Origin of the sequence: Spiractinospora alimapuensis (assembly GCF_018437505.1) — a bacterium.
GTDB lineage: Bacteria > Actinomycetota > Actinomycetes > Streptosporangiales > Streptosporangiaceae > Spiractinospora > Spiractinospora alimapuensis.
Genome location: NZ_CP072467.1, coordinates 29918 through 56190, shown reverse-complemented (window position 1 = coordinate 56190; position 26273 = coordinate 29918). Strand labels below are relative to the sequence as shown.

The following is a 26273-nucleotide window of genomic DNA, read 5'->3' as shown; positions in this document are numbered from 1 at the left end:
CCCCGCGCGCCGAAGCCCACCCGTCGCGCGCGGGGCGTCTCTCGAGCGGAGGAGCGTTACTCCTCTTCCAACCAGTCGAAGGTCTTGGTGACGGCCTTCTTCCAGGTCCGGTACTGCTTCTCGCGCTCCTCCCGGTCCAGGCGCGGATCCCACTGCTTGTCCTTGGCCCAGTTGGCGCGAATGTCCTCCTCGCCCTCCCAGAACCCGACCGCGAGGCCCGCGGCGTAGGCCGCTCCCAGCGCGGTGGTCTCGGCGACCACGGGACGGATGACGGGGACACCGAGGATGTCGGCCTGGAACTGCATGAGCAGTTCGTTGACGACCATGCCGCCGTCCACCTTGAGGGACTTCAGCGGTACCCCGGAGTCGGCGTTCATGGCGTCGATGACCTCACGCGACTGGAACGCCGTGGCCTGCAGGACCGCGTGCGCGAGGTGCCCCTTGTTCGCGAAGCGAGTGAGCCCCACGATCGCGCCGCGCGCGTCGGAGCGCCAGTAGGGGGCGAAGAGGCCGGAGAACGCGGGGACGAAGTAGACGCCGCCGTTATCCTCCACGCCGTGTGCCAGTTGCTCCACCTCCGCGGCGGTGCTGATCAGGCCCAAGTTGTCCCGGAGCCACTGGACGAGGGACCCGGTGACCGCGATCGACCCCTCGAGGGCGTAGACGGTGTCCTGAGCGCCGATCTTGTAGCACACCGTGGTGAGTAGGCCGTTCTTGCTCATGACCTTCTCGGTACCGGTGTTGAGCAGCACGAAGTTGCCGGTGCCGTAGGTGTTCTTCGCCTCGCCCGGCGCGAGACAGGCCTGTCCGAAGGTCGCGGCCTGCTGGTCGCCGAGGATCCCGGCGACGGGCAGGCCGGCGAAGGCACCGCGGGCACGGATATGCCCGTAGACCTCTGACGAGGAGCGGATCTCCGGGAGCATGGACAGGGGGATTCCCATGTCGGCCGCGGTCTGGGAGTTCCAGGTCAGTGTGTCGAGGTCCATCAGGAGTGTGCGTGAGGCGTTGGTCGGGTCAGTGACGTGGATGCCACCGTCAGGTCCCCCGGTGGCGTTCCATAACACCCAGGTGTCCATGTTCCCGAACAGGAGCTCGCCCGCCTCCGCGCGCTCTCTCGCACCCGGCACGTTGTCCAGGATCCACTTGACCTTGGGTCCGGAGAAGTAGGTGGCGAGGGGAAGGCCGGTCGTCGCCTGGTATCGGGTCTGTCCTCCGCCGAGCCGCCCCAGGTCGGCGACGATTCGGTCGGTGCGGGTGTCCTGCCAGACGATCGCGTTGTACACCGGACGTCCGGTGGTGCGATCCCAGACCACCGTGGTCTCGCGTTGGTTGGTGATGCCCACCGCGAGAACGTCCTCGGTGACGAGGTCGGCCTTGGCCAGCGCGGCGGCACAGACCTCCCTGGTGTTGCGCCAGATCTCCTCCGGATCGTGCTCCACCCATCCGGCCTGCGGGAAGATCTGCTCGTGCTCACGCTGGTCGACCGAGACTACGGCGCCACCGTGATCGAAGATCATGCAGCGGGTCGAGGTGGTGCCCTGGTCGATGGCGGCTACGTACTTGCTCATGGAGAAGCCTCCGGTCTCATCGGACGGCAGCGACCTACCGGCGCCCGCACCCGGAACGTGGTGTCACTGCGTTCGGTATTCGGAATCTAGCGGTTGGGGCCGGTCATGTCCTGGGTGACTGTTCGACAATGTCGATTGTCGGTGGTATGCCCGCTTTTCCTGGGTTTTCCGTACCGCGCCCGCGTGTCAGTTCCGGATCCAGCCGAACGTCAGCTCCACGGCCCGGCGCCAGTCCGCGTAGTCGTCGTCCCTGTGCCCCCGCGAGGATGACGGCGTCCACTGCCCGGCACGGTGCCAGTTCTCGCGTAGGCCCCGCAGGTCCGACCAATGTCCCGCGGCCAGCCCGGCGGCGTAGGCCGCGCCCAGCGAGACCGTCTCGGCGACCATCGGGCGGACGACCGGCACGTCGAGCACGTCGGCGAGGACCTGCATCAACAGGTGGTTGGCCGTCATCCCCCCGTCGACGCGCAGGGTGGCCAGGTCCAGCCCGGAGTCGGCGTTCATCGCCTCGACGACGTCCCGCGTCTGCCAGGCCGTGGCCTCAAGTACCGCGCGGGCGAGGTGGCCCCGGTTGATGTAGGAGGTCAGGCCGACGATGATGCCACGGGCCTCGCCGCGCCAGTAGGGGGCGAGCAGCCCGGAGAAGGCAGGAACCACGTAGCAACCGCCGGTGTCCGGCACCGTCTCGGCGAGTGTCTCGATCTCGGGGGCGCTGTTGATGATCCTGAGCTGGTCCCGCAGCCACTGCACCAAGGAGCCGGTGACGGCGATCGACCCTTCCAGCGCGTAGACCGCGGGCTCGTCCTCGAGCTGGAACCCCACGGTGGTGAGGAGACCGTGGGTGGAACGCACCGGGTCCTTGCCGGTGTTCAGCAGGAGGAAACCGCCCGTCCCGTAGGTGCACTTGGCCTCCCCGGCGTCGAAGCACGTCTGGCCGAACAGCGCCGCCTGCTGGTCACCGAGGACGGCCGTGACGCGCAGACCCGGTACTCCGGCGGTCGTCGTGGCGAGGATCCCGGTGGAGGCGGTGATCCGCGGAAGCATGGCGCGGGGGATCCGGAACAGGTCCAGCAACGTGTCGTCCCACGCGAGGGTGCGCAGGTCCATCAGCAGGGTGCGGCTGGCGTTGGTGACGTCGGTGACGTGCACCCCGCCACGGGGGCCACCGGTGAGGTTCCAGACCAGCCAACTGTCCATGGTGCCGAAGAGGACGTCGCCACGTTCGGCCCGTTCGCGCAGGCCCGGCGTGTTCTCCAGGAGCCAGCGAATCTTGGGTGCGGAGAAGTAGCTCGCCAGGGGCAGTCCGCAGCGCTCGGGCACGTCCTGGGCAGCGGGATGGTCGGCGAGGTGGTCCACGAGTGCTTGGGTGCGCGTGTCCTCCCATCCGATCGCCCGTCCGACGGTCTCACCGGTATGGCGGTCCCACAGGACGGTGGTCTCGCGCTGGTTGGCGATCCCGACCGCCACGATCTCCTCCGCGGACAGGCCCGCCTGTCGTAGAACCTGGGGCATGAGGCGCTCCACGTCGCGCCAGATCGCCTCGGCGTCATGCTCCACCCAGCCGGGCTTGGGGAAGTGATGCTGGTGCTCGCGCCGCACCACCGCGGTCAGGCGACCGCGGTGGTCGAAGAGGATACAGCGCGTGGAGGTGGTTCCCTGGTCGATGGCCATGACGCTTCGTCGCGCGGCACCGGCCCCCCGTGCGGTCATGGTCGCGGCGCCTCCAGCTCCCGGGAGATGGCGTGGGCGGCCGCTCGGACCTGGTCGACGAGGGCGTCACGGTGCCGTCCTCTGCTGTCACAGATTCGATCGACCGGACCGGAGACGCTGATGGCTCCGACGACCAGTCCTCCGGGGCCGCGGATCGGCGCGGCGAGGCTCGCCTCCTCGAGCGTCATCTCGCCGTACTCCCCGGCCCAGCCCGCGCGACGGATGGCGGGCAGCGTAACCGCGAGGGCGTCGTGGTCCACCACCGTGCGCGGGGTGAACCGTTCCAGCGGCTGGTGCGTGAGCGCGGCCATGAGGTGGGCGTCCCCGGCGAGCAGCGACTTGCCCAGTGCGGTCGCGTGCAGGGGTAGCAGCGCGCCCACGTCGAGGGCTTGCGGGGAGTCGTCGGGGCGGAAGACGTGGTGGACCACGAGGACGTGCCCGCGTCCGGGAGCGCCGACGCGTACCGTCTCCCGGCTGCGCGCGGCCAGCGTGTCGGCCCAGTTGGACGCCAGTGAACGCAGCTCGTTGCCGTCGAGGGAGCTGGTGCCCAGGTCCCGGAGCACGACACCGAGCTGGTACTTGCCGGTGAGGTTGTCCTGCTCGACGAAGCCGACTCCCCGGAGCGTGCGCAGGATGCCGTGGGTGGTGCCGCGGGCCAGGTCGAGTGAGTCGGCGATCTCGCTGACGCCGAGCTGGCCGGAGCCTCGGTCGAGCAGACGCAGGATGGCAGCGGCTCGCTCGATCGACTGCACGGGGCCTGGCACGGTCCTGACCGTATAGCGTTCCGCCACGCCCGACAATGTCGGACGTGGCGGTCATCTCACATGTGCTTCGCCGAATCCCGATGATCTGGACAAACCAAACGAGACGCCCCTTCTGGTCAGAGGTAGGGCAGGAACCGGTAGATGCCGGCGGCGATGATGGCGCCGACGATCGGACCGAACACCGGAACCCACGCGTACCCCCAGTTGGAGGACCCCTTGCCCTTGATCGGCAGGAGCGCGTGCGCGATACGGGGGCCGAGGTCACGCGCCGGGTTGATGGCGTATCCGGTGGGACCACCGAGGCTGGCGCCGATCGCGACGACCAGAAGCGCGACCGGGAGTGCCCCGAGTTCGGCCGGTGTGTTCCCGAAGTTCAGGATGATGAAGACGAGGACGAACGTGGCGATGACCTCGGTGACGAAGTTCCACTTGTAGTCCTTGATCGACGGCCCGGTGGAGAACGTCCCCAGGATCGCCCCGGGATCGGTCTCCTCGTCGTAGTGGCGCTTGTAGGCGAGCCAGCACAGGGTGGCGCCCAGGATCGCGCCCACCATCTCACCGGCGAAGTACACCAGGGTGGTGGCCAGGGTGATCGGCACTCCGGGGGCGTACTCGTCGCCGTAGACCAGCAGGCCCACGGTGACGGCGGGATTGATGTGCGCGCCGGAAAGGAACGCGGCGTACACGCCGGCGAACACGGCGAGACCCCAGCCGAAGCTGATGAGCAGCCAGCCCGCTCCGATCTTCTTGCCGAGCGTTCCGGCGAGGTTCGTGTTGGCGACGACACCACAGCCCAGCAGGAGCAGGAGGCCGGTTCCCAGCACCTCCGAGATGAATATGTGCGTGAGCGGAATTTCCTCCATCAATGCCCCCTTCTGCGTTCGACGAGCCGGTCCCGTCGGAACAGGAGTACTTGGCCCGACGCTAATGTGATCGCGTTCGGGACCGCAATCACCGCGATTCGGCATTGTCGAACTCGTTCCCGACATACCGAATCACTGACCGAACTACCAGGTCAGGACGTGACCATCGCCAGCGTCCCGACGAACGGTACGTGTCGCGGCCCGCCAAGGCGGCGCATTAGGGCGATCTTGGTCTACATTTTCCGAAATGAGAGCAAAGAACAGAGAAGCGTGAGGACCACGGCGCCAATAACGAACGGCAACCCGGCGGCGCGATCGTAGAGGAGTACCGCCAGGATCGGGCCCGCCACAAGACCCACCGCGTTCGCGGAATTCGCGATGCCAGCGATTCTCCCCTGGCGTCGCGGACCGAAGCGCAGACTCAGCGCGGACAGGTTCCCTGGGATGGCGAGGCTGTGCCCCAGTCCGGCCAGCGCCGTGGCGGCGACGATCAGGGGGCCGGTGGGCGCGAGCGCGAGGGCGGCGAATCCGAGGGCCGCGACCCCGAGCCCGGCGCGCACCAGGCGCAGGGCGCTCCACCCCAGTCGGGGGATGACCAAACCCTGGACCACGAGCATGGGCAGACCACCGACCAGCAGCGCGAGGCCCGCGAGACCCATGGTCGCCGACGTGTCTAGCCCGAGGCGGTCCTGGACGAGGAACGCGAGGCTCACCTGCAGCAGACTGGTTGACAGGTAGATGCCCGCTCCCGTCACCAACAACGGCCAGACGCCGACGTCCCTGGTGTCCTCCGGCGGAGGGTCCGAGGCCGGGTGCGACGCATCCGCCGGGGCGTCCCCGGACGGCTGGCGTCGCGGAAGGCCCACGCCCAACGCGACCGCGCCGAGGAGGAGCAGCAGCACCATCCCGTACAGTCCGCCCACCACGTCCACACGGGCGAGGAGACCCCCCACCCCGGGCCCGAGTACCAGGGCGAGGCCGATCGTGGCGCCGATCCGCGCGATGCCGGCGACACGTTGCTCGGCGGTCGGGGTCACGCTGGCGACGTAGGACTGCGCGGCGACGGGCAGCGCCGCCAGAGCGACTCCGAAGAGCACTCCGCGACTGATGAGGAGGCCGTAGAAGACGGGCGTCGGGTCGCCGAGGTGCCGTAGCCCGTAGTCCAGCACCGCGGTGAAGAGCCCGAGCCCCAGCGCCGCCCCGAGAGCCGCGCCGAGGAGCACCGGCCGCGCTCCCCATCGGTCGACGCAGCGTCCCCAGAGTGGACTGGTCACGGCGACGAGCAGCGCCGAGGCACTGACCAGCAGGCCGTACTGGAACTCGGTGAGGGACAGTTCCCGCGCGAGAGGCGGCAGGACGGGGGTGAGCACCTGTTGACCGGTGTAGCCCAGGAACACGGCCAGGGAGATGACGACGAGCCCGCTCCGGCGCACCGAACCGGCCTTCGTCGCGCTCACCCGCGCCCCTGGATGCCAGCGGGGTGGTTCGCCATGACGCGTGGTGCCGACGGGGAGAGAGTCTCCATGGACAGGGAACAGACCGACACGAGAGCCTCCGTTAAGCCCTAAACAAGAACATTTAGACCTTAACGTCTTGTCGTCCCCCGTATCCCCCGAGGGTGACCGGCAACCAACGAGAGACGCGGGGACGCCGAAACGAGAAGTCCCGTCCGAGGACACAGGCGCGTCGAACCACCGTCGCCCCAGATGGACCACGCGCCCTCGCGAATTCTGGACGCCAGAAACCGTCTTTCCTGACGCATTGACGCCTTTGTGGACATGGCCAGCGGCAACTCTGTCCATGGGTTTTCCGCGCCGCGGGTGTGTGCCTACGATGCCTGCCGACAATCATGGGCGCGTGGCGTCGGAATCGGGGGTGAGGCGCGAGCGCCCGCCGGTGACCTCTGAGGAGACTCCGTATGCCACGACCGGCCGCCCTCCCTCGACTCACCGCGGTCGCGCTGGGCGCATTACTCACCGCCACTCTTTCGCCGGGCGCCGTTCACGCCGACAGTGCCGACGCTCCCGCTGACGAGGCGGGACGCCTCGTCCCGCTGCGGGAGACGGGAGATCCCGACGACCGACTCAATCTGGTGATCCTCGGCGACGGCTACACGGCCCAGGAGATGCCTCGCTTCCGCGAGGAGGCGGAGCTGCACCTCAACGTGCAGTGGAGCATCGAGCCGTTCCGGAGCTACCGGGACTACTTCAACGTCTACCTGCTCGAGACCCCCTCCGAAGAGTCCGGCGTGCGGTGCGACCCGCGGACCGAGGATCCCGACGTGGTCACGCCACTGCGGCTGCACTACGCCGACGGGTGCTCCGACCCCGAGACCGCGCGGGGAATCACCTACGGCCCGGCCCCCGAGGGAGATCCCCGCGGCGCCGACTGCCCCGAGGTGTTGGGCGACCGACGCTGCACCGGTGACCAGCAGCGCGCGATGTACCTGGAGAACGCCCTCTCCGACCTGCTCGGAGCCGATGTCGACGGCCTGAACAACATCCAGACCCTCGCGATGGCCAACACCACGACCTACGGCGGCATCGGGGGACGCCACGCGACCACCTCCGGCGGGAGCCCGCAGGGACCGTTGATCAGCCCGCACGAGTTGGGCCACTCACTGGGGAACCTGCAGGACGAGTACCCCTACTCCAACCGTGGCGTTCCCGGCGGCCCTTACCAGGGCGCGGAGCCAGCATCGGTGCACCACACGCTCCACACCACCGAGGAGATGCTCGACCAAGAGGCCAAGTGGTGGCGGTGGCTCGGTGAGGAGAGCGAGTCCGGTGGGGTCATCGACCGCTTCGAGAGCGGCATGACCTCCTCCGAGGGCGTGTGGCGTCCCAGTCGCAACTCCATGATGCGTTGGCTGGGTTACTACTTCGACCAGGTTGGCCGGGAACGCATGACCGAACGGATCTCCGGCATGCGCGACGCAGAGACGCTCGCCGTGCGGGCGACACCGGAGGGCCCGATCGGGGCCGGGGACGCGCTGTGGGTCGAACCCCCCAACCCCCGCTATCACGAGCTGGACGTCACCTGGAGCGTCGACGGCACCGAGGTGGAGGACACGAACGGGGCTCGGTCCCTCGAACTCGCCGACCTCGACCTGGAGTCCGGGCAGACCGTCTCGGTGACCGTCCAGGACCCCACGGAGTTCGTGCGCGACCCGGAGATCCGGGAGGCGCCGATGATGACCCAGAGCCGCGAGTGGACCGTCGGCGACCCGCTGGACGCCGATCCGGTGGAGGTGGCGTTCACCAACAGCACCGACACCGAGTCTCCGGTCGGCGGCGACGACGTGATCTTCGCGGAGACCACGCACCCCACCGACCGGGTGTTCGACGTGACGTGGGAGGTCGACGGCGAAGCGGTGTCCGGCGGCCACGACCGCACACTGCACCTGTCCGACCTGGACCTCGCCGAGGGCACCTACACCGTCACCGCCCGGGCCAGCGATCCGGACGCCCCCGACGGCGACTCCGACGAACTGACCTGGACCGTGGACAACGTCGGCCCCACGGCTCTGGTCGAGCTGTCCGAGCCCCTCACCACGGTCGATGGCGACGTCACACACCAGGTGTACTTCGAGGAGTTCACCATGGGGCTCGACCCACAGGACGACCAGCCCGGACATGTGGTGGGCGAGTTCCAGCTACGCGGTGAGGGCTGGCACAACTACTACGGCTGGCCCGACGCCCCCGCGGGCACACCGTTCCTGTTCACCCCGACCGGGACCACTATCCGGGAGATCGACTACGGCGCGCTCAGCCCTGAGGGGATGGTGCTGGCCCCGTTCGAGGAACGCGAACCTGGATACGGAACACACACCGTGGAGCACCGGGCCATCGACGCCGCGGGCAACATCGGCGAGGCGGAGGAGTTCCGGGCCACGGTCTTGCCCGGCGCGTCACCCGAGTGCACCGAGACGATCACCGGAGGCCACGACGGCGGACTGACCCTCACCTCCGGGGTGACCTGTCTGGAGGACGCGGAGGTCAGCGGCGGCGTCACCCTCGAGTCCGGCGCGTCGCTCGTCGCCCGCGACAGCCAGATCAACGGTGGCCTCACCGCGAGCGACGCCGACTCCGTACAACTCCTGGGCACCGGCGTGCGCGGGGCGACCGAGATCGCGGGGAGCACCGGGGCTGTGGTGCTCGTGGCGTCAGCCCTGGATGGCTCCGTCGCGGTTCGGGAGAACCAGGTCGGCGAGCATCCGCTCGCCCTCGCCGGAAACCGGCTCCACGGCAGCATTGACTGCGCTGACAACGATCCCGGTGTCGCGGACTACGGCCTGGAGAACGAGATCACCGGCTCCGCCGCCGGGCAGTGCGCCGAGCTGTAGCCCCACGGGGTGGTGCCAAGCGCGTAGCCACCGTCGGCACCACCCCGATCCCGGTCATGTGACAGAGGCGCCGACCAGGCGCCGATCCGTAGATTCGTCCCCACCGAGCAAGGAACCGAGCCCAGGCAACCGGGCCGGGATCGAGGGAACAGGGGACGCTGCAATGGACAACGACACCCGACGGGTCGCGCTGGTGACCGGCGCGGCCGGCGGAATCGGCGCGGCCGTCGCGACACGGCTGGCGGCCGACGGGCTGGACGTCGCGGTGAGCGACGTCACGACGCGGAAGGACGGTCTGGAGGACCTGGCGGACCAGCTCCGAGCCTCAGGCGTCCGCGGTCACGTGGCCACCGCGGACGTCACCAGCGAGGCGGAGGTCGAGGCCATGATCGCGTCCACGGTCGAGGCACTGGGCCGGCTGGACGTCATGATCGCCAACGCGGGTATGTGCGAGGCCGCGACCCTGCTCGACATGACGCCCGAGGAGTGGGACCGCACGATGGCGGTGAACGGCCGGGGCACCTTCCTGACCTACCGGGCCGCCGCCCGGCAGATGATCCGTCAGGGCGACGGCGGAACGATCGTCGGCGCCGCCTCCGTCGCCGCGTTCTCGGCGTCCCCTGGGGTGGGGCACTACGCCGCGTCCAAGTTCGCCGTTCGAGCGCTCACCGAGACCGCCGCCCAGGAGTGGGCACCACACGGTATCACCGTCAACGCCTACGCTCCGGGGCTCGTGCACACCGCGATGTGGGACCGCCTGGACGCCCAGATCGGCGCGGTGGACGGGTTGGCCCCGGGTGACGTGATCTCCCAGGCGGTCGAGGAGATCCCCCTCGGCCGCACCCAGCGTCCTGAGGACGTCGCGGGACTGGTGTCCTTCCTCGCCTCACCGGACGCCGCCTACATGACCGGCCGTTCGGTAGTCATGGACGGAGGGATGCTGCTGGGCTGACTCCCCCCACGGACGGTCCGGGGCTCTCGAGCACGGCGGCAGGGAACCCCACCGTCACGGGTTCGTCCCCGTTCCGACCGTGTCCACGAGAGCGGACCCTCTGCCCCCCGGGGGGCTTCCGCGGGGCTCCCCCAACGCGCCCCCGTGGGCTATGCCCCCTCTCCCGGCCCCCGGAGGCTCCCGTACTCCGGGGAGCCGCCAGCGGGTCCTCGCCACGGGCGCGCCGACGTCGCCGTGGACGGCGGGAGGGGGCAGCCGCCCCGGCCGCTCCGTTCGTGTCCCACCACCGCCGAACGTCTCCGAGGTCGGGCTACGAGTCCAGATTCAGTCGCACCAGCTCTCGGCGCGAGGCGACCTGGAGTTTCGGATAGGCGTTGGAAAGGTGGTAGCCCACGGTTCGGGGGCTGAGGAACAGGTGGCCGCCGATCTCGCGGTTGCTCAGCCCCTGGGCCGCGAGGCGGACGACCTGCAGCTCCTGTGGGGTGAGACGGTCGAGACCCGTGCTCACCGATGTCGGGTGACGGCGACTCTCGCCGGTGGCGCGGAGCTCCGCGTGGGACCGCCGCGCCCAGGGGTGGGCTCGCACGCTCTCGAAGAGGTCGGCGGCCGATCGCAGGAGTGGACGGGCCGCGGCCCGTCCACGATGTCGGCGCAGCCACTCCCCGTACAGCAGTTCGGTGCGGGCCCGTTCGAAGGGGCGGGTGCCACTCGTTCGGTGGTGGTCCACCGCGCGGGCGAAGTACCGCTCGGCCTCCGACGACGTCGCGAGGAGGGCCTGACAACGCGCGGCCACCGCGACCGCCCAGGGAGACGCGGTGTGGTGGGCCCAGCGAACGAACCAGTGTCCGGCGTCCGCGGCCCGTTCCGGTTCGCCCGCGCGGGCGGCGGCCTCCACCAGGTCGGGGAGCGCCGCGAAGGTGAACATACGATGGTTGCCGTCGGTGAGGACGGCTTGGTGGTCCAACGCCCGCTCGTGTCGCCCCTGGCCGAGGTCACGGAGTACCGACACGCAGGCGTCGAGCACTCGTGACACGGCCGTGACGTCGCCACCTGGCGGACCGATCGCCGCCGCGCCGCGCGCACCGTCGCCCTGGACGGCGGCGAGCTCCGTCTGGATACTGGCGAGGTAGGACGCGCTCAGGTTCTGTCCCGTCTGGGCGGCGAGGGTGGCCCCCTCGGTCGCGCTCGCCACGGCCTCGTGCACCCGTCCGCTGTTCCACTGGGCGCGGGCGAGCCCGGACAGGGTCCACGGCAGCACTCCGACGGCGCCACGGGCGCGTTGCTCCTGTGCCTGGGCTTCGGCGAGGTCCAACAAGCCCGTGTCGTCTCCGAGCAGGAGCAACCACGACAGACGCAACGGTGCGTCGCGTGAGGGGGCGTCAGCCGGTTGAGGGATCTCGACCAGGTGACGGAGGGACGCCACCGCGGTGGCCAGCGCGTCGTCGCTGTCGCTGGCGAACCCGGTGGCCGCGCGTGCCAGGGCGGCAGCGGCCGTCCCTCCGCGGTCGCCCCCGGGCGCACCGTCGGTGATCCTGGTCACGGCGTCGACGTCGCAGGCGGTGATGGCGGCGTCGACCGCCCGGAAGTACAAGTGGTCCGCACGGTGCGGGTCGGACTCGGCGACCGCGGACGCGGCGTCGACGAGTGTCCGGAACGCCGCCCGCGGCCGCCCTCCCTCCTCCGCGACCGTCGCGCGGATCTCCGCGACCCGCGCCCGGTCCACGGGGTGGGGCAGCAGGGCGGCGGCCCGCGCTCCGAGTTCTTCGGCCTGGTGGAGGGATCCGGCGTGGAGCAGTGCGTTCGCCGCGCCGAGCGTACGCCGCCCTCGTCGCTCCGGGTCCGGGCTGAGTTCCGCCGCCCGCTCCAGAGCCGCACCGACACCGGCGAATCCCCCACGCGCGGACGAGCGCTCGGCGACCCGTTCGAGTTCTCTCGCGGTGCTTTCCTCCGGGCCATTCTGGGCGGCGGCGTGATGCCACGCACGCCGATCCGCGTCGACCTCGGGGTGCAGTGCGTTCGCGAGGGTGAGATGTGCTCGTGCGCGGTCGTGGGTCGTCGCGGCGCCCAGGACCGCGGCACGGACCAGTGGGTGTCCGGGTATGACACGTCCTTCGGTGACCCGCACGAGGTCGGCCCGCTCCGCCGGGGCGAGGTCGTGGACGTCCGCTCCGAGGGCGCGCCCCGCCGCGAACACGACCCCCGCGTCCTGCGTGGCGTCGACCGCGACGAGCAGCAGGAGGGTCCGGGTTCGCTCCGGTAGGTGGGCGAGTTCGGCGGCGATGGCGCGTTCGGTCGACGTTCGTACCGGTTCCGACCTGGTCGCCGTGGAGCCGCCGCGCGCGAGGACACGCAACGCGAGCGGGTTTCCGTCCGCCTCGCGCAACAGTCGATCCCGAACGTAGGTCGACGCCGGACCGAGTGCGTCGTCCAACACCTGTCGCGCCGCCGGTTCGGGGAGGGGGGCGAGCTGGAGTTCGTCGATTCCGGGAGCCGTGAACTCCGGTGCGTGGCCCCGGCGTGCCGCGAAGACGAGGGCGATCCGCTCCGCGTGGACCCGTCGCGCGGCGAACAGCAGTGCCTCGGCCGAAGACCGGTCAAGCCACTGTGCGTCGTCCACGACGCACAGCACGGGGTGTTCCTCGGCCAGCTCGGCCAGCAGGGTCAGGACACCGAGACCCACGAGGAAACGGTCATGGTCTCCGCCCGACCCCAGCCCGAGGGCCGCCGACAGCGCCCGGCCCTGCGCGTCGGGCAGTCGGTCGAGTCGGTCACTGTAGCGTCCCAGGAGCGCGCTCAGTCCGGCGAAGGCGAGTTCCGACTCCGATTCCACCCCGAGCGCCCGCAGGAGGTGGAAGTCCGGGGCCTCCGCGACCGTCGCGTCCAGGAGCGCCGTCTTGCCGATTCCCGCCGCGCCGCGAACGATCCGCGCCGTACTCCTGCCGCTGCGGGCGCTCGCCACCATCGCGCGCAGTTCCGCCCGTTCGGTGTCTCGTCCGTACAACACCCGCCCGAGGCTACGTGGCGCTCGTGTCCGGCCGGTCGGTGCGACGGACAGTGTGTTGTTCTCGCCTCGGCCGGGGCGTGGCTTCGACCACCGTGTGACACACACGCAGGGTCATAAGTGCGCATCCCGGGCAGACGCAGAACGATCGGGCGGGCATGATGGTGTGTGTCGACATCCCCCTCAGCCGTGGGGGTTGCCGGCTCCGATCACGACACCCGTCCCCCACGGGTGCACTACTGACAGTGAAGGGTTCGCATGCTGCCCCTCTACCGATCGTCGGTCCTCATGGTGGAACAGCCCCGCCAGTTGTTCTCCGCCGAGGGTTACTACCAGGTGTTCGACGACCAGGGATTCCCCGTAGCCCACGTGCGTGAGGACACATCGGTCTGGAACTTCAGCCGTGGGACCAAGCGCTGCCCCCACCGCTTCCACGTCCTGTCGCCGACCGGCGAGCCACTGCTCGTCCTGGACAAGCCGTGGCAGCGGGGGCTCCCGAACATCCACGTCTACACCGCGGACTCCCGCCCCGTCGGGGCGATCGTGCAGGACCTCAAGCTCCTGGGGTCACGTTTCACGCTGGAGGACCACAACGGTTACCCGCTCGGCCGGATCGAGGGCAGCTGGACCAACTGGAACTTCCGCGTCTTCGGGCCGCACGAAGCGGAGGTGGCGCGGATCTCCAAGCAGCACACCGGGCTGAGCCGTACCGGGTGGCGGACGGATGACCGCTACGCCGTGGAACTGGGGCCCCAGATCCAGGAGCCGCTGCGCACGTTGATCGTCGCCGGCGCGATCACCGTGGACGTGCTGCTGCACGAGCGGGATGAGGACTTCTACACCGGTGGCCCCGGCGCCGTGCGGGGTGGACCGGCCCCCCGCGCGGGGTTCGCCACCGGCGCACCGGCCGCCGCGGCCCACGCGGCCGATCGTCGTGCCGAGGCCGCCGAACGACGCGCGGCGGTCGCCGAACGGCGGGCGGACGTCCAGGAGCGCAAGGCGGAGGTCGCCGAGCGCAAGGCCGAGATCAAGGAACGCAAGGCCGACCGGGCCGAGCGTCAGGCGGACATCCAGGAACGCAAGGCCGACCGGGCCGAGCGCAGAGCGGACAAGGCCGACAAGCGTCGGGATTCCGCCACGGAGAGCGCCAAGGTGGCTGCCAAGAAGACCAAGAGCGTCAAGGACCCCAAGAGCGGATCCTCCGGCTCTTCGAGCGCCCGCACCGGACGGGGCACCGGATCGTCGTCGGGCGGTTCCGGCCGTTCCTCGGGGTCCTCCTCGGGTTCGTCGCGGTCCTCTGGCTCCTCGGACCGCGGTCGGGGCGGCAGCTCCTCGGGTAAGCGTCGATAGCGACCGACCTTGGGGGAATGGGGGTGCCGGCCGGAGATGGGGGACGGCGCCCCCATCGTCGTGTTCGGGGTGGTCAAGCCCCATCGCACCCGACCGCACGCGACCCTCGTCGGGATCAGTGACCGCCCGGCATGTCGCGATGACGTCGCGTGACGTCGGGTTTAGGGTGATTCAGCATTCGCGGTCGTCGCATGCACCACTGATGACCTGGAAAGACTCTCCCGATGGAGGTTCCCCCGTGCCCCGAACGCCACGGAGAGTGTCCAAGGTCATCGTGCCAGCGGGCGGCGCGGTTCTCGCGGTCAGTCTCCTGGGGATGGGGTCCGCCAGCGCCGAGCACGCGCGGCCCCCGGACGACGCGCTGCCCACCGCGGCGGAGCTCGACTACACGGGTTCGGTCGACGTGGTTCCCGCCGGTGAGGGGGAGGCGGAGGATGCGGACACCGTGACCGGTGTCGTCTTCCACGACGTGAACATGGACGGCACCCACCAACCCGAGACCGAACCCGGGGTTGCCAACGTCGTCGTCGCCAACGGCCGTGACGTCACCCGCACCGACGCCGAGGGACGGTACGCGCTCCCCGCCGAGGACGACATGACGGTCTTCGTGACCAAGCCCAACGACTGGGCCGTCCCCCTGGACGAGGACAACATCCCGCAGATGTCCTACCACCACAAGCCGGAGGGTTCACCGCCGTTGCGCTTCGGTGGCCTGGAGCCGACCGGGCCCCTGCCGGACGCGGTCAACTTCCCGATGGTGCCCACCCGCCCCACCAACGACTTCCGCTGCGTGGTGATGGGCGACACCCAGCCGTACTCCAACACCGAGGTCGGCTACGTCCGGGACAGTATCGTCACCGACCTGCTCGAGCGGGACCTCGACGGCGCGGAGTGCATGCTCCTGCTCGGTGACGTGGTGGGGGACGACCTCGGCCTCCTGCCGCGGTTCAAGCGGATGATGAGCGCCGTGGGCCTGCCGCAGTACTACGTCCCCGGCAACCACGACTACGACCACGACGCCACCGACGACGCCGACTCCACCGACACCTGGCGTCGGGAGTACGGCCCGCCGTACTTCTCGTTCGACATCGGCCAGGTCCACTTCGTGGTCCTGGACAACGCGGTCTACCCCTGCACCGAGGAGGACCTGCCGGACGCCTGCGGCGACCCGGACGCCCCGACCTACAACGGACGGGTGACCGACCGACAGCTCGAGTGGCTGGCCAACGACCTCGAGCAGGTACCCGAACACACGCTGGTCGTCCTCAGCCACCACATCCCCCTGCTGTCGTTCATCGACAACGACCACGAGACCCACCAGACCGACAACGCCCAGGACCTGTACGACCTCCTCGCAGGTCGCGAGGCCGTGTCGCTGTCGGGGCACACCCACACGCTCGACCAGATCCTTCCCGGCGAGTCCTACGCGGGGTGGAGCGACGTGGTGGGCGTGGACGAGGCGCCGTTCCACCACGTGATCGCGGGTGCGCCCTCCGGGGCGTGGTACTCCGGTGACCTCGACTGGGACGGTGTCCCGATGTCCCTCGGGAGTCTCGGCGAACCACGTGGCTACATGGTGTTCGACTTCTCCGGGCCGCGGTACACCGATTCCTTCCACGCCTCCGGACACGACCCAGACCGCCAGATGTGGACCTCGTTCAACACACCGCAGTACCGCGCGTGGTTCGAGGAGCTACGGGAGTGGACGGCGCGGAACCCGAACAGCGCGGACGGCGTGCCTCCTGTCAACGTCAACGACCTGGCCGACACCAAGCTGTTCACCCCGGAGGACCTGGCCGAGGGCGTGTTCCTCACCGCGAACGTGTGGAACGGCAGTCGGGACTCGGACGTCAGCGTTCGGATCGACGACGGCGAGCCGCTCCCGCTGTCTCGTACTCAGGACGGGGAGGGTGAGGAGGTCCGCTACGGTGTCGACCACTCCGACCCCTACGCGGTGGTGCGCCAGATGCAGACCGCGCGTTACGCCCTCGTGTCGGAGTCCGGCGAGGAGAGGGCGCAGGGGTGGCAGCAGACGCGCGGCAACCAGCGGGGACCGGGCGCGCCGCAGAGCGTCGCGGAGAGCTACATCGCGGAGAAGTCGAGCCACCTGTGGCGGGTGGCCATGCCCGAGGACCTTCCGATCGGTTCCCACGTGGCGGAGGTGTCGAGCGTGGACCGCTACGGGCGGACGTCCACCGACTCCATCGCTTTCGAGGTGGCGGAGGAACGGCCGACGCCGTTCTGGCGCACCGAGCCCTGGGAGGACTAGGGACGACCTGTGTCCCGTCATGCGCTACCCCCGCCTGGTACGACGCCAATCACACCACCTGGCCGTGATTTGTCCGTTATCTTGGGAGGTGGAGAAGAACTCCCCCCTGGGACTAAAGGATGCGATGGCGAGGCATCGACGCCAGCGGCGCTGGCCCAGCAGGAGGACCATGATCGGCGGTGGGGGCCTGATCGCCGCGGCGGCGGTGGTCACCGGGGCGACCCACCTCCTGCGACCGACGACCGAACCCGTACCGACCTCGACCTCCCCGTTCGTCTTCACTCGGGAGGAGTGGGAGGCCCGTGCCCCCGAGCGCGCCGCGGACGTGCTGGACGAGGCACCGACCTACATCGTCGTGCACCACACCGACACCGGCAACACCGACGACTACTCGCGGGACTGGGCCTTCGAGCTGTCGCGGGCGATCCAGAACCATCACATGGACAGTCGCGGATGGTCCGACACCGGCCAACAGCTCACGATCAGCCGGGGCGGTTTCGTCATGGAGGGCCGTCAGGGGTCCCTCGAGGCCATCGAGAACGGCGAGCACCTGATCGGGGCGCAGGTACGCGACCATAATCCGGTGGCCCTCGGGATCGAGAACGAGGGGAAGTACCACGAGGACGAACCCCCTCAGTCCCTCTACGACGCCCTCGTGGAGGTGTGTGCCTGGCTCTGCGCGGCCTACGACCTCCCCACCTCGGCGATCGTCGGGCACCGTGACCTGGTCTCCACCTCCTGTCCGGGGGACATCCTCTACGAGATGCTCCCCCAGCTCCGGACCGACACCGACGACCTCCTCAGCGCACCCTGACTCCCGCCGAGACGCGGAACCCCCCAATTACCGGGGGGTGCACGGCTCTCCCCCACTGCCCGACTTAGGTTGGGGCCATGTCGAACTACCCCTTGATGTACCGACTCGGTCTCACGCCGTGGGAGCGCTATGGCCCGGTGGCCGCCGCACAGCTCGGAAGGTTGCTCGACCGCGAACTGAACGAACACGGAACGACACCGGGGCGTGCCCTGGACGTGGGGTGTGGACGTGGCCTGCTCGCACCCGAGCTGGCCCGACGTGGGTGGGAGACAGTGGGCGTCGACCTGGTCCCAGCGGCGATCGAGGCCGCCCGAGCCCAGGACGTCGACGATGTCACCTATCGCGTCGTCGACGTAACCGCGCTTGAGTCGGCGAATCTCGGCACGTTCGACCTGTTCATGGACAGTGGTTGTTTCCAGGGACTCAGCCCGGAACAGCGGGTCGCCGAGGGGCGCGGCGTGACGGCGCTGGCCGCACCGGACGCCACTCTACTGATGCTGGCGTTCAGTCCTTCCCGGTACCAGCGACTCGTCGAGGGCGTCGCGCAGGGCGAGATCGAGGCGGCTCTGCCCGAGTGGGACCTCGTCCACGTCGAGGACGCCGACACCGACAACATGGGCTGGCCGATGAACAAGACGGCCCCGAAGTGGTACCGGTTCCGCCGCTGCGCACGGTAGGTCCGCGGCGCCGCCACGGGCGAACGGTCGCCGTGGGCGGCGCCATTCACGCCGTCCGAGGTGAGGGAATCACCGCCCCTTGGCCTTCGACGTCCGAGTGTCACTCGCTCGGCGTAGGGCGTCGATGAGCGCGTCCTTGCTCATGGTGGAGCGTCCCCTGATCCCCAGCCTCCGTGCCTGCTGGTAGAGGTGGCTCTTACTCGCGTTCTCGTCCACCCCACCGCTGGGGCGTCGGGTCCCACGCTGGCCCGGCGCCCGACGGCTCACGGCCCGCCGTTCGGAGGGGCCTGAGCGCTTCTTCGCTTCCCAGTGGTCCCCCACCTTCTCGAAGCCGTGTTTGAGCGCGGCATAGGCCACACGATGCGCGCGCTGCCCCTCTCCGTAGCTGTCCACGGCGGAGTCGTGGGCCTTGATCCATGTTCGCTGTGCCTTCGCCGGTGAGCGTCTCACCGTGTCCGGGAGTTCCTGTCGACCAGGCATCGGCCTCTCCTTCCCACGTGTCGGAGGCCTTCCTCTCCGTACCGATCCCCCCTACCCATACGACCGGTGACGTACCCACGGCCCCGACCGAACACGGTCGCCGGGCGCCTGTCGGCCGGGGCCACGGCGGCCGATGACCACCCCGACGCACCTCCCTGACCCCACGAGCCCCGCGGGTCACACCAAGCTCTCTGCCCCCAACCGCACCAGGGGAATGCTTTCAACGCATTCCCGCAGCAATCCCCGGCCAGCCATAAAGACAATGAAAATTCCGCCAATTTCACGATGCGAGAAACCCAAGAACCAAGGATAGTGATAAATACGCAAACAGAGCGACGGTCAAGCCAGGTCTTCAAATATGATCTAAAGCCAAGAAATATTTCTGCATGCGAATTCAACAGCACGCCTAATTTGCCAAGATCAGTGCATTGAGCTCGGGTTTCTTGTAAGCTCTCTTTCTTGAACTCCGCTTTTCGGGCGGCCATTGCGACACCTCGGGGAAGCCCGGTCGATTCGCCATCCCGCTCTTCCGAGACGTTTTTTACGCAGCCGAAATCAATGATTCGGTTAATTTGCTTTGGAGCGTGTCCTTGAAACCCGACACCCCAGAAACGCACGCCCAGAAGGCCATCCCGTTGGGCCGCCCAGCGCGCGCTGTCTGTGTCATGGCGACCTACTTCTTTATCGCCGGAGCCATCCTGCCCGTCTGGGCCTCACGCATTCCGGCCGTCATGCAGCAAAGCGGTACGAACACTCGTGAACTCGGCTTCGCACTACTGGGTCTCGGCATCGCCGCGATGGTCGCGGCCCGGATGGGTGGGGCGATCCTCGATCGGGTGGGGCTGCGTTACGCGACCGCCCCGGCCGCCGTCGCCGCCGCGGCGGCGCTCGTGCTGCCCGGCGCGGCCGGCTCCCCGATCCAGTTGACGCTCGCGCTGGGGACGCTGGGGGCGAGCCAGTCGTTCCTCAACGTCTGCATAAACACACAGGCCGCGCGTCTGCAGCAGGCGTCCGGCCGATCACGGCTGTCCATATTCCACGCCTTCGTGTCACTCGGCGGGTGCACGGGGGCGATCGCGGGAGTCATCTCCTCCCACGTCCGCCTGGATCCGTTGACGACGTTCACTCTGGTCGGGTTCACGCTCGGTCTCGTCGCCGCGTCCCTGTCCGGAACTCTCCGGCGGATCACCCCGCGTCGCCCCGAGACACCACGACGGACCGAGGCCACGCCACTGCGCCCGGCCTCCTCTCCCGCGGTCCTGTTCCTGGGAGGGCTCGCCTTCGCCTCCGTGCTGACCGAGAGCGCGGTCCAGGACTGGAGCGCCCTCTTCGCCCAGGAGGCCGTGGGCGCGGGCGAGACCTTCGCCGCGACGGTGTTCGCCACCTTCACGATCGCCATGGCCTCCGGCCGCCTCATGGGCGACCGGATCGCCCTCCTCCTGGGCCGGGCGCTGCTGGTCCGTGTCGGTGCCCTGACGGCACTCGCCGGCTTCGCCGTCGCCCTGGGCATCGCCCATCCCGCGGCCACCATCTCCGGCTTCGCCCTGGTCGGACTGGGGATGTCCTGCATCTTCCCGCAGATTCTCAGCGCGGTGGCCGACATGGACACCGAGCGGGTGGGCCGCAACATCGGCACAGCGGTTTCCATGGGGTACATCGGACCGCTCGTCGGTTCCCCCACGATCGGAGCGATCGCCTCCTCCTCCCAGGTCGGCACCGGGTTACTCCTTCCCGCGAGCCTGGTGGCGTTGCTCGCCCTGGCGGCGGGCCGACTGGGTTCACGGCCTCGGCACGTCACGCGACGGTCAGGACGCCGGCCACGTTTCGCGCGGGCGGACCGGCCGCCCAGTCCCGCGCACCGCCGGTCGTGGCGTCGGACGCGCGACGACCACGTCGACGGCGACCCGGCGACACAACGTTCCACCGTGGGCCCCTCCGGCGCGGGTAGCGGTTGAGGACGCCGCCGCGCCCCGTGGTCCGGTGGGACGACCGGATGACGGGTGATGTCGCGGCGTGTGTCGGGGATCGGCGTCGCGGGGGGCGGTGACGCCACTAGAGTTTGGACATGCGCAGCGGCTGGCCAACGGCGCGACACCGGACTCTCTCGGTGTCGCTGGTCGTCGTGGGTCTCCTGTTCTTCGTGTGCGCGCTCTGCCCCGGGGTGGACCTCGCTCCACACGACGCCGGGACACCATCCCCCGCCACCGTGGCCACTGGCGACGAGCGGACGGAGGGAGAGGCTCGGCCAACACCCGTGAACGAGCGAGGAGCCGCCCACTCCTGCGAGATGGGCGAGGCGGAGGGCATCACCAACCCAACGCCTCCGATCGCCGCGGGGCTGGGCCTTCTCCCCGTCGTCGGACTCCTCGTACCGCGGCCCAGGCCGCTTCTCCGCCCGGTTGGATCGTCGCCGGTCCACCGGTTCGGCCATCGGCTGCTTCGCCTGCTCTGTGTCCACCGGGTCTAGATGACGCCCGTGCGGCCCTCACGCATCGGGGGCCACACACCGCGCCCCCGAGGAGGGGGCACCATCCTCATCTGACCGTTGACGCGCGCCCGTGGCGCGTGTGCGCACCCTTGGACAGCAACCGTGAACAAGAACCTCGGCATCACCCTCGGCCTGCTCGGAGCCGTGATCGTCGCCCTCGGCGTACTCCTCGTCCTCAACAACCGCACCTCCCCCGCGCCCACGGGAGACCCCGACGCCGACACCGCGGGCGGACCCGCGGTCGACACCGAGCTCCTCGTCCGCGATGACAGCCACTACCTGGACCGCGTCGAGGACTCGCCGGTGACGGTGGTGGAGTTCCTGGACTTCGAGTGCGAGGCCTGCCGCGCACAGTTCCCGATCATGGAACAGATCCGAGAGGACTACGAAGGGGAGATCAACGTGGTCCTGCGCTATTTCCCGCTTCCCGGGCACGCCAACTCCGAACCGGCCGCCGCGGCGGTCGAGGCGGCGGCACAGCAGGACGCGCTGGAGGAGATGTACGCGCGCATGTTCGAAACCCAGGGTGAGTGGGGCGAGCGACAGGAGTCACAGGCGGAGGTGTTCGAGGGCTTCGCCGAGGACATCGGGCTGGACATGGAGGAGTTCACCGAGACGGTGGAGGCGCCCGAGACGCTGGCCCGGATCCGGTCGGACTTCGACGACGGTCAGGAACTGGGGGTGCGGGGAACGCCGACGATCTACGTCAACGGGACCCAGACCCAGAGCATGCCCAGCTACGACGCCCTGGCCTCCCTGATCGACCAGGAGCTCGCGGGATGACCGTGCCAAGCGCGCCGCCCCGCCCCGCGGTCACCGCGCCGGGCGCCGAGGTCACCATCATCTCGCGTGCCCTTCCCTGGCTGCTGACCGTGGGGGGAGCGACGGGGCTGCTCGCGGCGACCGCGCTCCTCGTCGAGAAGATCCGGATGCTGGTCTCCCCGGACCACGTCCCCACGTGCAGCATCAACCCGGTTCTCTCGTGCGGCAGTGTCATGACCACGCCCCAGGCCGAGGTGTTCGGGATCCCGAACCCCATCCTCGGAGTGGGCGCCTTCTCCGTGGTCCTGACCGTCGGCACCGCGCTGCTCGCCGGCGCGGGGTTCCGGCTCTGGTTCTGGTTGGGGCTGCAGGCCGGGGTCCTGTTCGGGGTGGTGTTCGTCCACTGGTTGATCGCGCAGAGTCTGTACCGGATCGGCGCGCTCTGTCCCTACTGCATGGTCGTCTGGGCGGTGATGATCCCGATCTTCTGGTACGTCACCCTGCACAACGTCCGAACCGGGCAGCTCCCCGTACCGCCGCCCCTGCGGGGGACGGTGGGTGTTCTGGCCCGCAACCACACGGTGGTGCTCACGGTCTGGGGGATCGTCGTCGTCGCCGCGATCACCCACGCGTTCTGGGCGTACTGGTCCACGTTGCTCTGAGACGACCGCGGCGTGGAGGCCCTTCGCGCACAGAGCGCCGTAGGGCGGAACGAGATCCTCGCCCCGCGCTTCCCGCGTCTCTCGGCCCGGGGCCGTACCGCGGCCCCGGGCACCGACGGCCCCCCGGGTCCGTCGGTTGCCCTGCCCGAGCGGGTCCGACCTCACGTTGGTGACGACCCGGCGACAGGTCGTGGGGGTTCGACGAGTCCGGTGAGCACGCGGCGCAGCATGCGCTCGAACAGGGAGTGGGTGTCCTCGGGGTCGGTTCCGTCGGTGGAGGCGGTCATCGTGGCGACGATGAAAGGGTGCCGGTCCGGGGTCACGGTCGCGGCGAGCGCCGCGGCGTAGGTCAGTTGGGGGTCGGTCTGCGCGCTCCGACGACGCAGTTCCGTGCGAGCGAACAGGGTGACCAGCCCGTTGACCAGTCCAACCGTCTCAATCTGGGTTCGGGGGGGCAACGACGCCGGCGCCAACGCGGCCAGCGTGTATTCCAGGTAGTCGACCCCGTGAGGACCCAGGGTCGGTTCGGTGGGCAGGTCCAGCATCCACGGGTGCGCGAGGTACACCCGTTTGGCGCGCCCGGCGAGCGCGACGAGGTCGGAGACCGGGTCACCCGTGGGAGGCACACTCAGGTCGATCTCCCCCGCGACCGCGTCCGCCATGAGGTCCAGTAGGTCGTCCCGTGTGGCGACGTAGCGGTACAGCGAGGCCGGGCCGGTTCCCAACCGTCGGGCGACCTGACGCATGGACACCGCCGAGAGCCCTCCACTGTCAGCCAGACCGACCGCGACGGCGGTGATCTCGGCCCGACTGCGCTCCGGTGCGGGTCCTCGCGCTCCCCGTTCGGGACGGTCCCATACGGACCTCGGTTCGTCGCCCACCGGTACCCCCTGCCTCACCCGCGTTTGTGTACCCTTATCCTAATACCGAGAACAGCGATCGCAGTATTGGAAGGAGTGGAGCCATGGACCGCGACCCCTGGACCCCGACCCGCTGGGCGCGCAACGGGAAGGTCGAACTCGCCTACGACACGTTCGTCGACCGATGCGCGGGGGACCCGCTCCTGCTGATCATGGGAATGGGAGTCAGTCGGTGGTGGTGGCCGGATGGCCTGTGCCAGGCCCTGTCCGAGCACGGATTCGCTGTGGCCCGCTACGACCAGCGCGACGCCGGTGAGTCGACTCACCTCCCACCAACCGCGACCCGTTCGCCTTTCACCGCGTTGCTCCGCAGACGGGGCGAGGCCTACACGGCCGAGGACATGGCCGACGACGCCATCGCCGTGATGGACGAACTCGGTTGGAAGTCGGCACACCTGTGTGGGGTGTCCCTGGGCGGTGCGACGGCGCAGCGGATCGCCGTACGCCACCCGGATCGGGTGCGCACGGTGACCTCCATCGGGGCGGTGCCCGGCGACGTGGGTGGGCTGGGCACGCTGCGCTTCATCCACCTTCCGTCGATCCCCCGGTTGGTCCGGATGAACTACCCGGACACCAAGGAGGGCACCGTCGAGGCGACCGTCGCCATCGCCCGCTTCTGTGCCTCACCACACCAACCCTTCGACGAGGCCTCGGAACGCCTCCGAGCCGAACGTCTCGCCGACGTCGGAACCCGGGACGCCGAGGCACAGAGCCGACAGATCGGTGCCCAGTGGAACGGCGCGGCGATCGACACGATCACCGCGCCCACATTGGTCGTGCACGGCGAGGACGACCCGCTGATTCGGCCGCGGGCCGCCCGTGTGATCGCCTCCCGCATCCCCGGCGCGCGGAAGCGGGTCCTGCCGGGGGTCGGCCACGACATCCCCGAACCGGTGTGGCCGACGGTCGCCGCCGAGATGCGCGCGCTCGCCGACGAGCACTCTCGGACCACCGACCGACCGTGACACCGCTGGTGTCCAAGGACACCAGCACCGGCGCAGAGGAGAGGGCGGCCCGCCATCAAACGGCCCCCTCCCGGAGCGGGGACCGGGTCCGCTCCGGTGGCGGACGTCTTCCGTCCACACCCTCCGCGACTGTCCGCGCCGCGGGCCCGGGTGGCGCCACGGGTCTGGGCTACTCGGGGTCGGGGACCCAATTTCCGTGGAGGCCGAGGGGCACCCGGACTGGGAGGTGCACCCGCGCGACCGGGGCGCTCGCGAAGTCCTGCGACGCCACTATCACCAGGTCGGCGGCGCCCCGGTCGGGGTTGTGCACGTAGGCCATCAGGTATCCGTCGTCCTCCTCATGCCCCCCTGGTGCCGCGGCGAAGACCGCTTCACCGACGGCGGCGTCCGCGGCGAATCCGTGTACCTCGGTGGTTCCGCGCAGCAGGTCGTGCTTGACGAGCGCGTTGCTGAAGGTCTCGTCGGGGTGCTGCCCGTCGACCGGGAAGGGGAGGTCGTAGAGGGCGGAGACGGCCGAGTAGCCGTACCGGTAGGGCCGCGACACCTTCGACTCGTTGACGCGGGGGAAGTCCTGGGGGCGGTCATCGATCCGCTGCCGGGACAGGCGATCGCCGGCGAGGTCGAGGGTCCAGCGGTCCAGCGTTGGTGGGGCGCTGCCCGGGTCGGCCGGATCGGCGGGCGCGTCTGTGGTGATCAGGTCGACGACGACCGATGAACCGTCGTCGTGTGCGTTGAGCGTGTGGCTGATGTGTGCCGGCGTGCTCTCCAGCCACCGGACCGCCCCTCCGGACCTGGGCATCACGCCCACACGTCCCGGATGGTCGTGGTCCCACTGGAGCGCCTTGTCGGGCCGCGCCCCGGCCGCCATCGCCTCGTTGCTGTAGACCAGGGGCGTGTCGTAGAGGATCACGTGGTTCTCGGTGAGCGCGAAGTCGTGCATGTAGGGCGTGTCGGACGCCGTGGGGATCCGCGTGACGCGGACCACCACTCCGGTGGCGTCGGTGACGATGTGCTCCGCGTACGCCTTTCCGGGGATGTAGGCGAGTGAGTGCAGCTCCCCCGTGCGCGCGTCGAACTTGGAGTGGGCGTTCGCGCTGAATCCCTCGGCGGTGAGGCCCAGATCGCAGTGCCCCACCGTGTCGAGCTCGTCGCTGAGCTCGTAGGGCAGCGCGCCGGCCTCCGCGAGGGCGAAAATGCGCCCGGCGTGACTGATCACGTTCACGTTGGGCGCGAAGTCCATCCACGGTTCCAGGGAGTTCGGCCGCCGCGGTTCGCCCAGGGCGTCCAGCATGTTCGAGTCACGCACCCAACGGTTGCGGTACCACTCCGCCCGGCCGTCGCGGATACGCACACCGTGCACCATCCCCGTCCCGGCGGCCCAGATGTGCGCTGCGGGATCGTCGATCCCCAACGGGTTGGGACCGATCCGGAGGTAGCGGCCACTGAGTTCACGCGGGATCCGTCCCGTCACCGGCAGGTCGTACGCCGTGACCTCTTCGGTCACCGGCGCGAAGACACCTTCCAGATACCGGTTCTCACGCGCGCCCGACCTCGGGTCGGGAACGGACTGGGGCTGCATAGGAACTCCTCGGGTCGGTCAATCCATCGACAAGCGGATCCGTACACTGTACGCGCTCGCACGTACAGCGTACGCATCGTTGCACACCAGCTCAATACTTTGAC

20 protein-coding genes are annotated in these 26273 nt (G+C 69.5%); 11 read left to right on the top strand and 9 right to left on the bottom strand.

The features are described from left to right. Positions 1-56: 56 nt before the first annotated feature. From glpK (J4H86_RS00240) to J4H86_RS00220, 5 genes are all read right to left on the bottom strand, one after another. Positions 57-1568: a glycerol kinase GlpK gene (gene glpK, locus J4H86_RS00240; RefSeq protein ID WP_236541178.1), complete on the bottom strand. Its 1512-nt coding sequence runs from the start codon at positions 1566-1568 to the stop codon at positions 57-59. Positions 1569-1754: 186 nt separating this feature from the next. Next, positions 1755-3278 carry a glycerol kinase GlpK gene (gene glpK, locus J4H86_RS00235; protein ID WP_236541177.1) on the bottom strand — a complete coding sequence of 508 codons (1524 nt, stop codon included), beginning with the start codon at positions 3276-3278 and terminating at the stop codon, positions 1755-1757. Next, a complete protein-coding gene (locus J4H86_RS00230) occupies positions 3275-4042 on the bottom strand; it encodes an IclR family transcriptional regulator (RefSeq protein ID WP_236541176.1) in 768 nt (255 codons plus the stop codon). The genes glpK (J4H86_RS00235) and J4H86_RS00230 overlap by 4 nt, the downstream gene beginning before the upstream one ends. A gap of 116 nt (positions 4043-4158) precedes the next feature. Beyond that, positions 4159-4905, bottom strand: coding sequence for an MIP/aquaporin family protein (locus J4H86_RS00225; protein ID WP_236541175.1), 747 nt, complete (start codon positions 4903-4905; stop codon positions 4159-4161). A gap of 233 nt (positions 4906-5138) precedes the next feature. Further along, positions 5139-6362 (bottom strand): MFS transporter, encoded by a 1224-nt coding sequence (locus tag J4H86_RS00220; RefSeq protein WP_236541174.1) that lies wholly within the window; start codon positions 6360-6362, stop codon positions 5139-5141. Between the two features lie 461 nt (positions 6363-6823). Between J4H86_RS00220 and J4H86_RS00215 the strand changes: the two genes are divergently transcribed. Together J4H86_RS00215 and J4H86_RS00210 are read left to right on the top strand one after the other, a co-directional pair. After that, positions 6824-9250 carry a M64 family metallopeptidase gene (locus tag J4H86_RS00215; protein ID WP_236541173.1) on the top strand — a complete coding sequence of 809 codons (2427 nt, stop codon included), beginning with the start codon at positions 6824-6826 and terminating at the stop codon, positions 9248-9250. 163 nt (positions 9251-9413) lie between these two features. Next, positions 9414-10202, top strand: coding sequence for an SDR family oxidoreductase (locus tag J4H86_RS00210; RefSeq protein WP_236541172.1), 789 nt, complete (start codon positions 9414-9416; stop codon positions 10200-10202). A gap of 310 nt (positions 10203-10512) precedes the next feature. On the opposite strand, the gene J4H86_RS00205 is transcribed toward J4H86_RS00210, so the two are convergent. Further along, the gene (locus tag J4H86_RS00205) at positions 10513-13206 is read right to left on the bottom strand and encodes a helix-turn-helix transcriptional regulator (RefSeq protein WP_236541171.1); all 2694 of its coding nucleotides are present in this window, start codon (positions 13204-13206) and stop codon (positions 10513-10515) included. A 255-nt stretch (positions 13207-13461) separates the two neighbouring features. On the opposite strand from J4H86_RS00205, the gene J4H86_RS00200 reads away from it, so the two are divergent. The 4 genes from J4H86_RS00200 (at position 13462) to J4H86_RS00185 (ending at position 18313) form a co-directional block, all read left to right on the top strand. Next, complete coding sequence (locus tag J4H86_RS00200) at positions 13462-14553, top strand: LURP-one-related/scramblase family protein (RefSeq protein ID WP_236541170.1); 1092 nt, start codon at positions 13462-13464, stop codon at positions 14551-14553. 238 nt (positions 14554-14791) lie between these two features. Beyond that, a complete protein-coding gene (locus J4H86_RS00195; RefSeq protein ID WP_236541169.1) occupies positions 14792-16822 on the top strand; it encodes a calcineurin-like phosphoesterase C-terminal domain-containing protein in 2031 nt (676 codons plus the stop codon). 169 nt (positions 16823-16991) lie between these two features. Further along, on the top strand, positions 16992-17636 hold the full coding sequence (locus J4H86_RS00190; RefSeq protein WP_236541168.1) for a peptidoglycan recognition protein family protein: 645 nt from the start codon (positions 16992-16994) through the stop codon (positions 17634-17636). A 77-nt stretch (positions 17637-17713) separates the two neighbouring features. Further along, positions 17714-18313: a class I SAM-dependent methyltransferase gene (locus J4H86_RS00185; RefSeq protein WP_236541167.1), complete on the top strand. Its 600-nt coding sequence runs from the start codon at positions 17714-17716 to the stop codon at positions 18311-18313. Between the two features lie 69 nt (positions 18314-18382). On the opposite strand, the gene J4H86_RS00180 is transcribed toward J4H86_RS00185, so the two are convergent. Then, positions 18383-18793 (bottom strand): ChaB family protein, encoded by a 411-nt coding sequence (locus J4H86_RS00180; RefSeq protein WP_236541166.1) that lies wholly within the window; start codon positions 18791-18793, stop codon positions 18383-18385. 665 nt (positions 18794-19458) lie between these two features. Between J4H86_RS00180 and J4H86_RS00175 the strand changes: the two genes are divergently transcribed. From J4H86_RS00175 to J4H86_RS00160, 4 genes are all read left to right on the top strand, one after another. Continuing rightward, positions 19459-20748: an MFS transporter gene (locus tag J4H86_RS00175; RefSeq protein WP_236541165.1), complete on the top strand. Its 1290-nt coding sequence runs from the start codon at positions 19459-19461 to the stop codon at positions 20746-20748. A 110-nt stretch (positions 20749-20858) separates the two neighbouring features. Further along, entirely contained in the window at positions 20859-21260 is a 402-nt protein-coding gene (locus J4H86_RS00170) for a hypothetical protein (RefSeq protein WP_236541164.1), read from the top strand. Between the two features lie 123 nt (positions 21261-21383). Then, positions 21384-22064 (top strand): DsbA family protein, encoded by a 681-nt coding sequence (locus tag J4H86_RS00165; RefSeq protein ID WP_236541163.1) that lies wholly within the window; start codon positions 21384-21386, stop codon positions 22062-22064. Continuing rightward, positions 22061-22705, top strand: coding sequence for a vitamin K epoxide reductase family protein (locus J4H86_RS00160; RefSeq protein ID WP_236541162.1), 645 nt, complete (start codon positions 22061-22063; stop codon positions 22703-22705). Before J4H86_RS00165 ends, J4H86_RS00160 begins: the two co-directional genes overlap by 4 nt. A 161-nt stretch (positions 22706-22866) precedes the next feature. Here J4H86_RS00160 and J4H86_RS00155 read toward each other — a convergent pair whose 3' ends face one another. Further along, positions 22867-23604: a TetR/AcrR family transcriptional regulator gene (locus tag J4H86_RS00155; RefSeq protein ID WP_236541161.1), complete on the bottom strand. Its 738-nt coding sequence runs from the start codon at positions 23602-23604 to the stop codon at positions 22867-22869. Between the two features lie 65 nt (positions 23605-23669). Here J4H86_RS00155 and J4H86_RS00150 point away from each other — a divergent pair, with 65 nt between their 5' ends. Then, complete coding sequence (locus tag J4H86_RS00150) at positions 23670-24590, top strand: alpha/beta fold hydrolase (protein WP_236541160.1); 921 nt, start codon at positions 23670-23672, stop codon at positions 24588-24590. A gap of 169 nt (positions 24591-24759) precedes the next feature. Here the strand turns inward: J4H86_RS00150 and J4H86_RS00145 are convergent, their stop codons facing one another. After that, on the bottom strand, positions 24760-26169 hold the full coding sequence (locus tag J4H86_RS00145; protein ID WP_236541159.1) for a carotenoid oxygenase family protein: 1410 nt from the start codon (positions 26167-26169) through the stop codon (positions 24760-24762). Between the last annotated feature and the right edge of the window lie 104 nt (positions 26170-26273).

Excerpts from the sequence above, each read along its gene's own strand:
- glpK (WP_236541178.1), bottom strand. The coding sequence starts at position 1,568 with ATGAGCAAGTACGTAGCCGCCATCGACCAGGGCACCACCTCGACCCGC.
- glpK (WP_236541177.1), bottom strand. The coding sequence starts at position 3,278 with ATGACCGCACGGGGGGCCGGTGCCGCGCGACGAAGCGTCATGGCCATC.
- J4H86_RS00225 (WP_236541175.1), bottom strand. The coding sequence starts at position 4,905 with ATGGAGGAAATTCCGCTCACGCACATATTCATCTCGGAGGTGCTGGGA.
- J4H86_RS00215 (WP_236541173.1), top strand. The coding sequence starts at position 6,824 with ATGCCACGACCGGCCGCCCTCCCTCGACTCACCGCGGTCGCGCTGGGC.
- J4H86_RS00210 (WP_236541172.1), top strand. The coding sequence starts at position 9,414 with ATGGACAACGACACCCGACGGGTCGCGCTGGTGACCGGCGCGGCCGGC.
- J4H86_RS00200 (WP_236541170.1), top strand. The coding sequence starts at position 13,462 with ATGCTGCCCCTCTACCGATCGTCGGTCCTCATGGTGGAACAGCCCCGC.
- J4H86_RS00190 (WP_236541168.1), top strand. The coding sequence starts at position 16,992 with ATGATCGGCGGTGGGGGCCTGATCGCCGCGGCGGCGGTGGTCACCGGG.
- J4H86_RS00185 (WP_236541167.1), top strand. The coding sequence starts at position 17,714 with ATGTCGAACTACCCCTTGATGTACCGACTCGGTCTCACGCCGTGGGAG.
- J4H86_RS00180 (WP_236541166.1), bottom strand. The coding sequence starts at position 18,793 with ATGCCTGGTCGACAGGAACTCCCGGACACGGTGAGACGCTCACCGGCG.
- J4H86_RS00175 (WP_236541165.1), top strand. The coding sequence starts at position 19,459 with ATGGCGACCTACTTCTTTATCGCCGGAGCCATCCTGCCCGTCTGGGCC.
- J4H86_RS00170 (WP_236541164.1), top strand. The coding sequence starts at position 20,859 with ATGCGCAGCGGCTGGCCAACGGCGCGACACCGGACTCTCTCGGTGTCG.
- J4H86_RS00160 (WP_236541162.1), top strand. The coding sequence starts at position 22,061 with ATGACCGTGCCAAGCGCGCCGCCCCGCCCCGCGGTCACCGCGCCGGGC.
- J4H86_RS00150 (WP_236541160.1), top strand. The coding sequence starts at position 23,670 with ATGGACCGCGACCCCTGGACCCCGACCCGCTGGGCGCGCAACGGGAAG.
- J4H86_RS00145 (WP_236541159.1), bottom strand. The coding sequence starts at position 26,169 with ATGCAGCCCCAGTCCGTTCCCGACCCGAGGTCGGGCGCGCGTGAGAAC.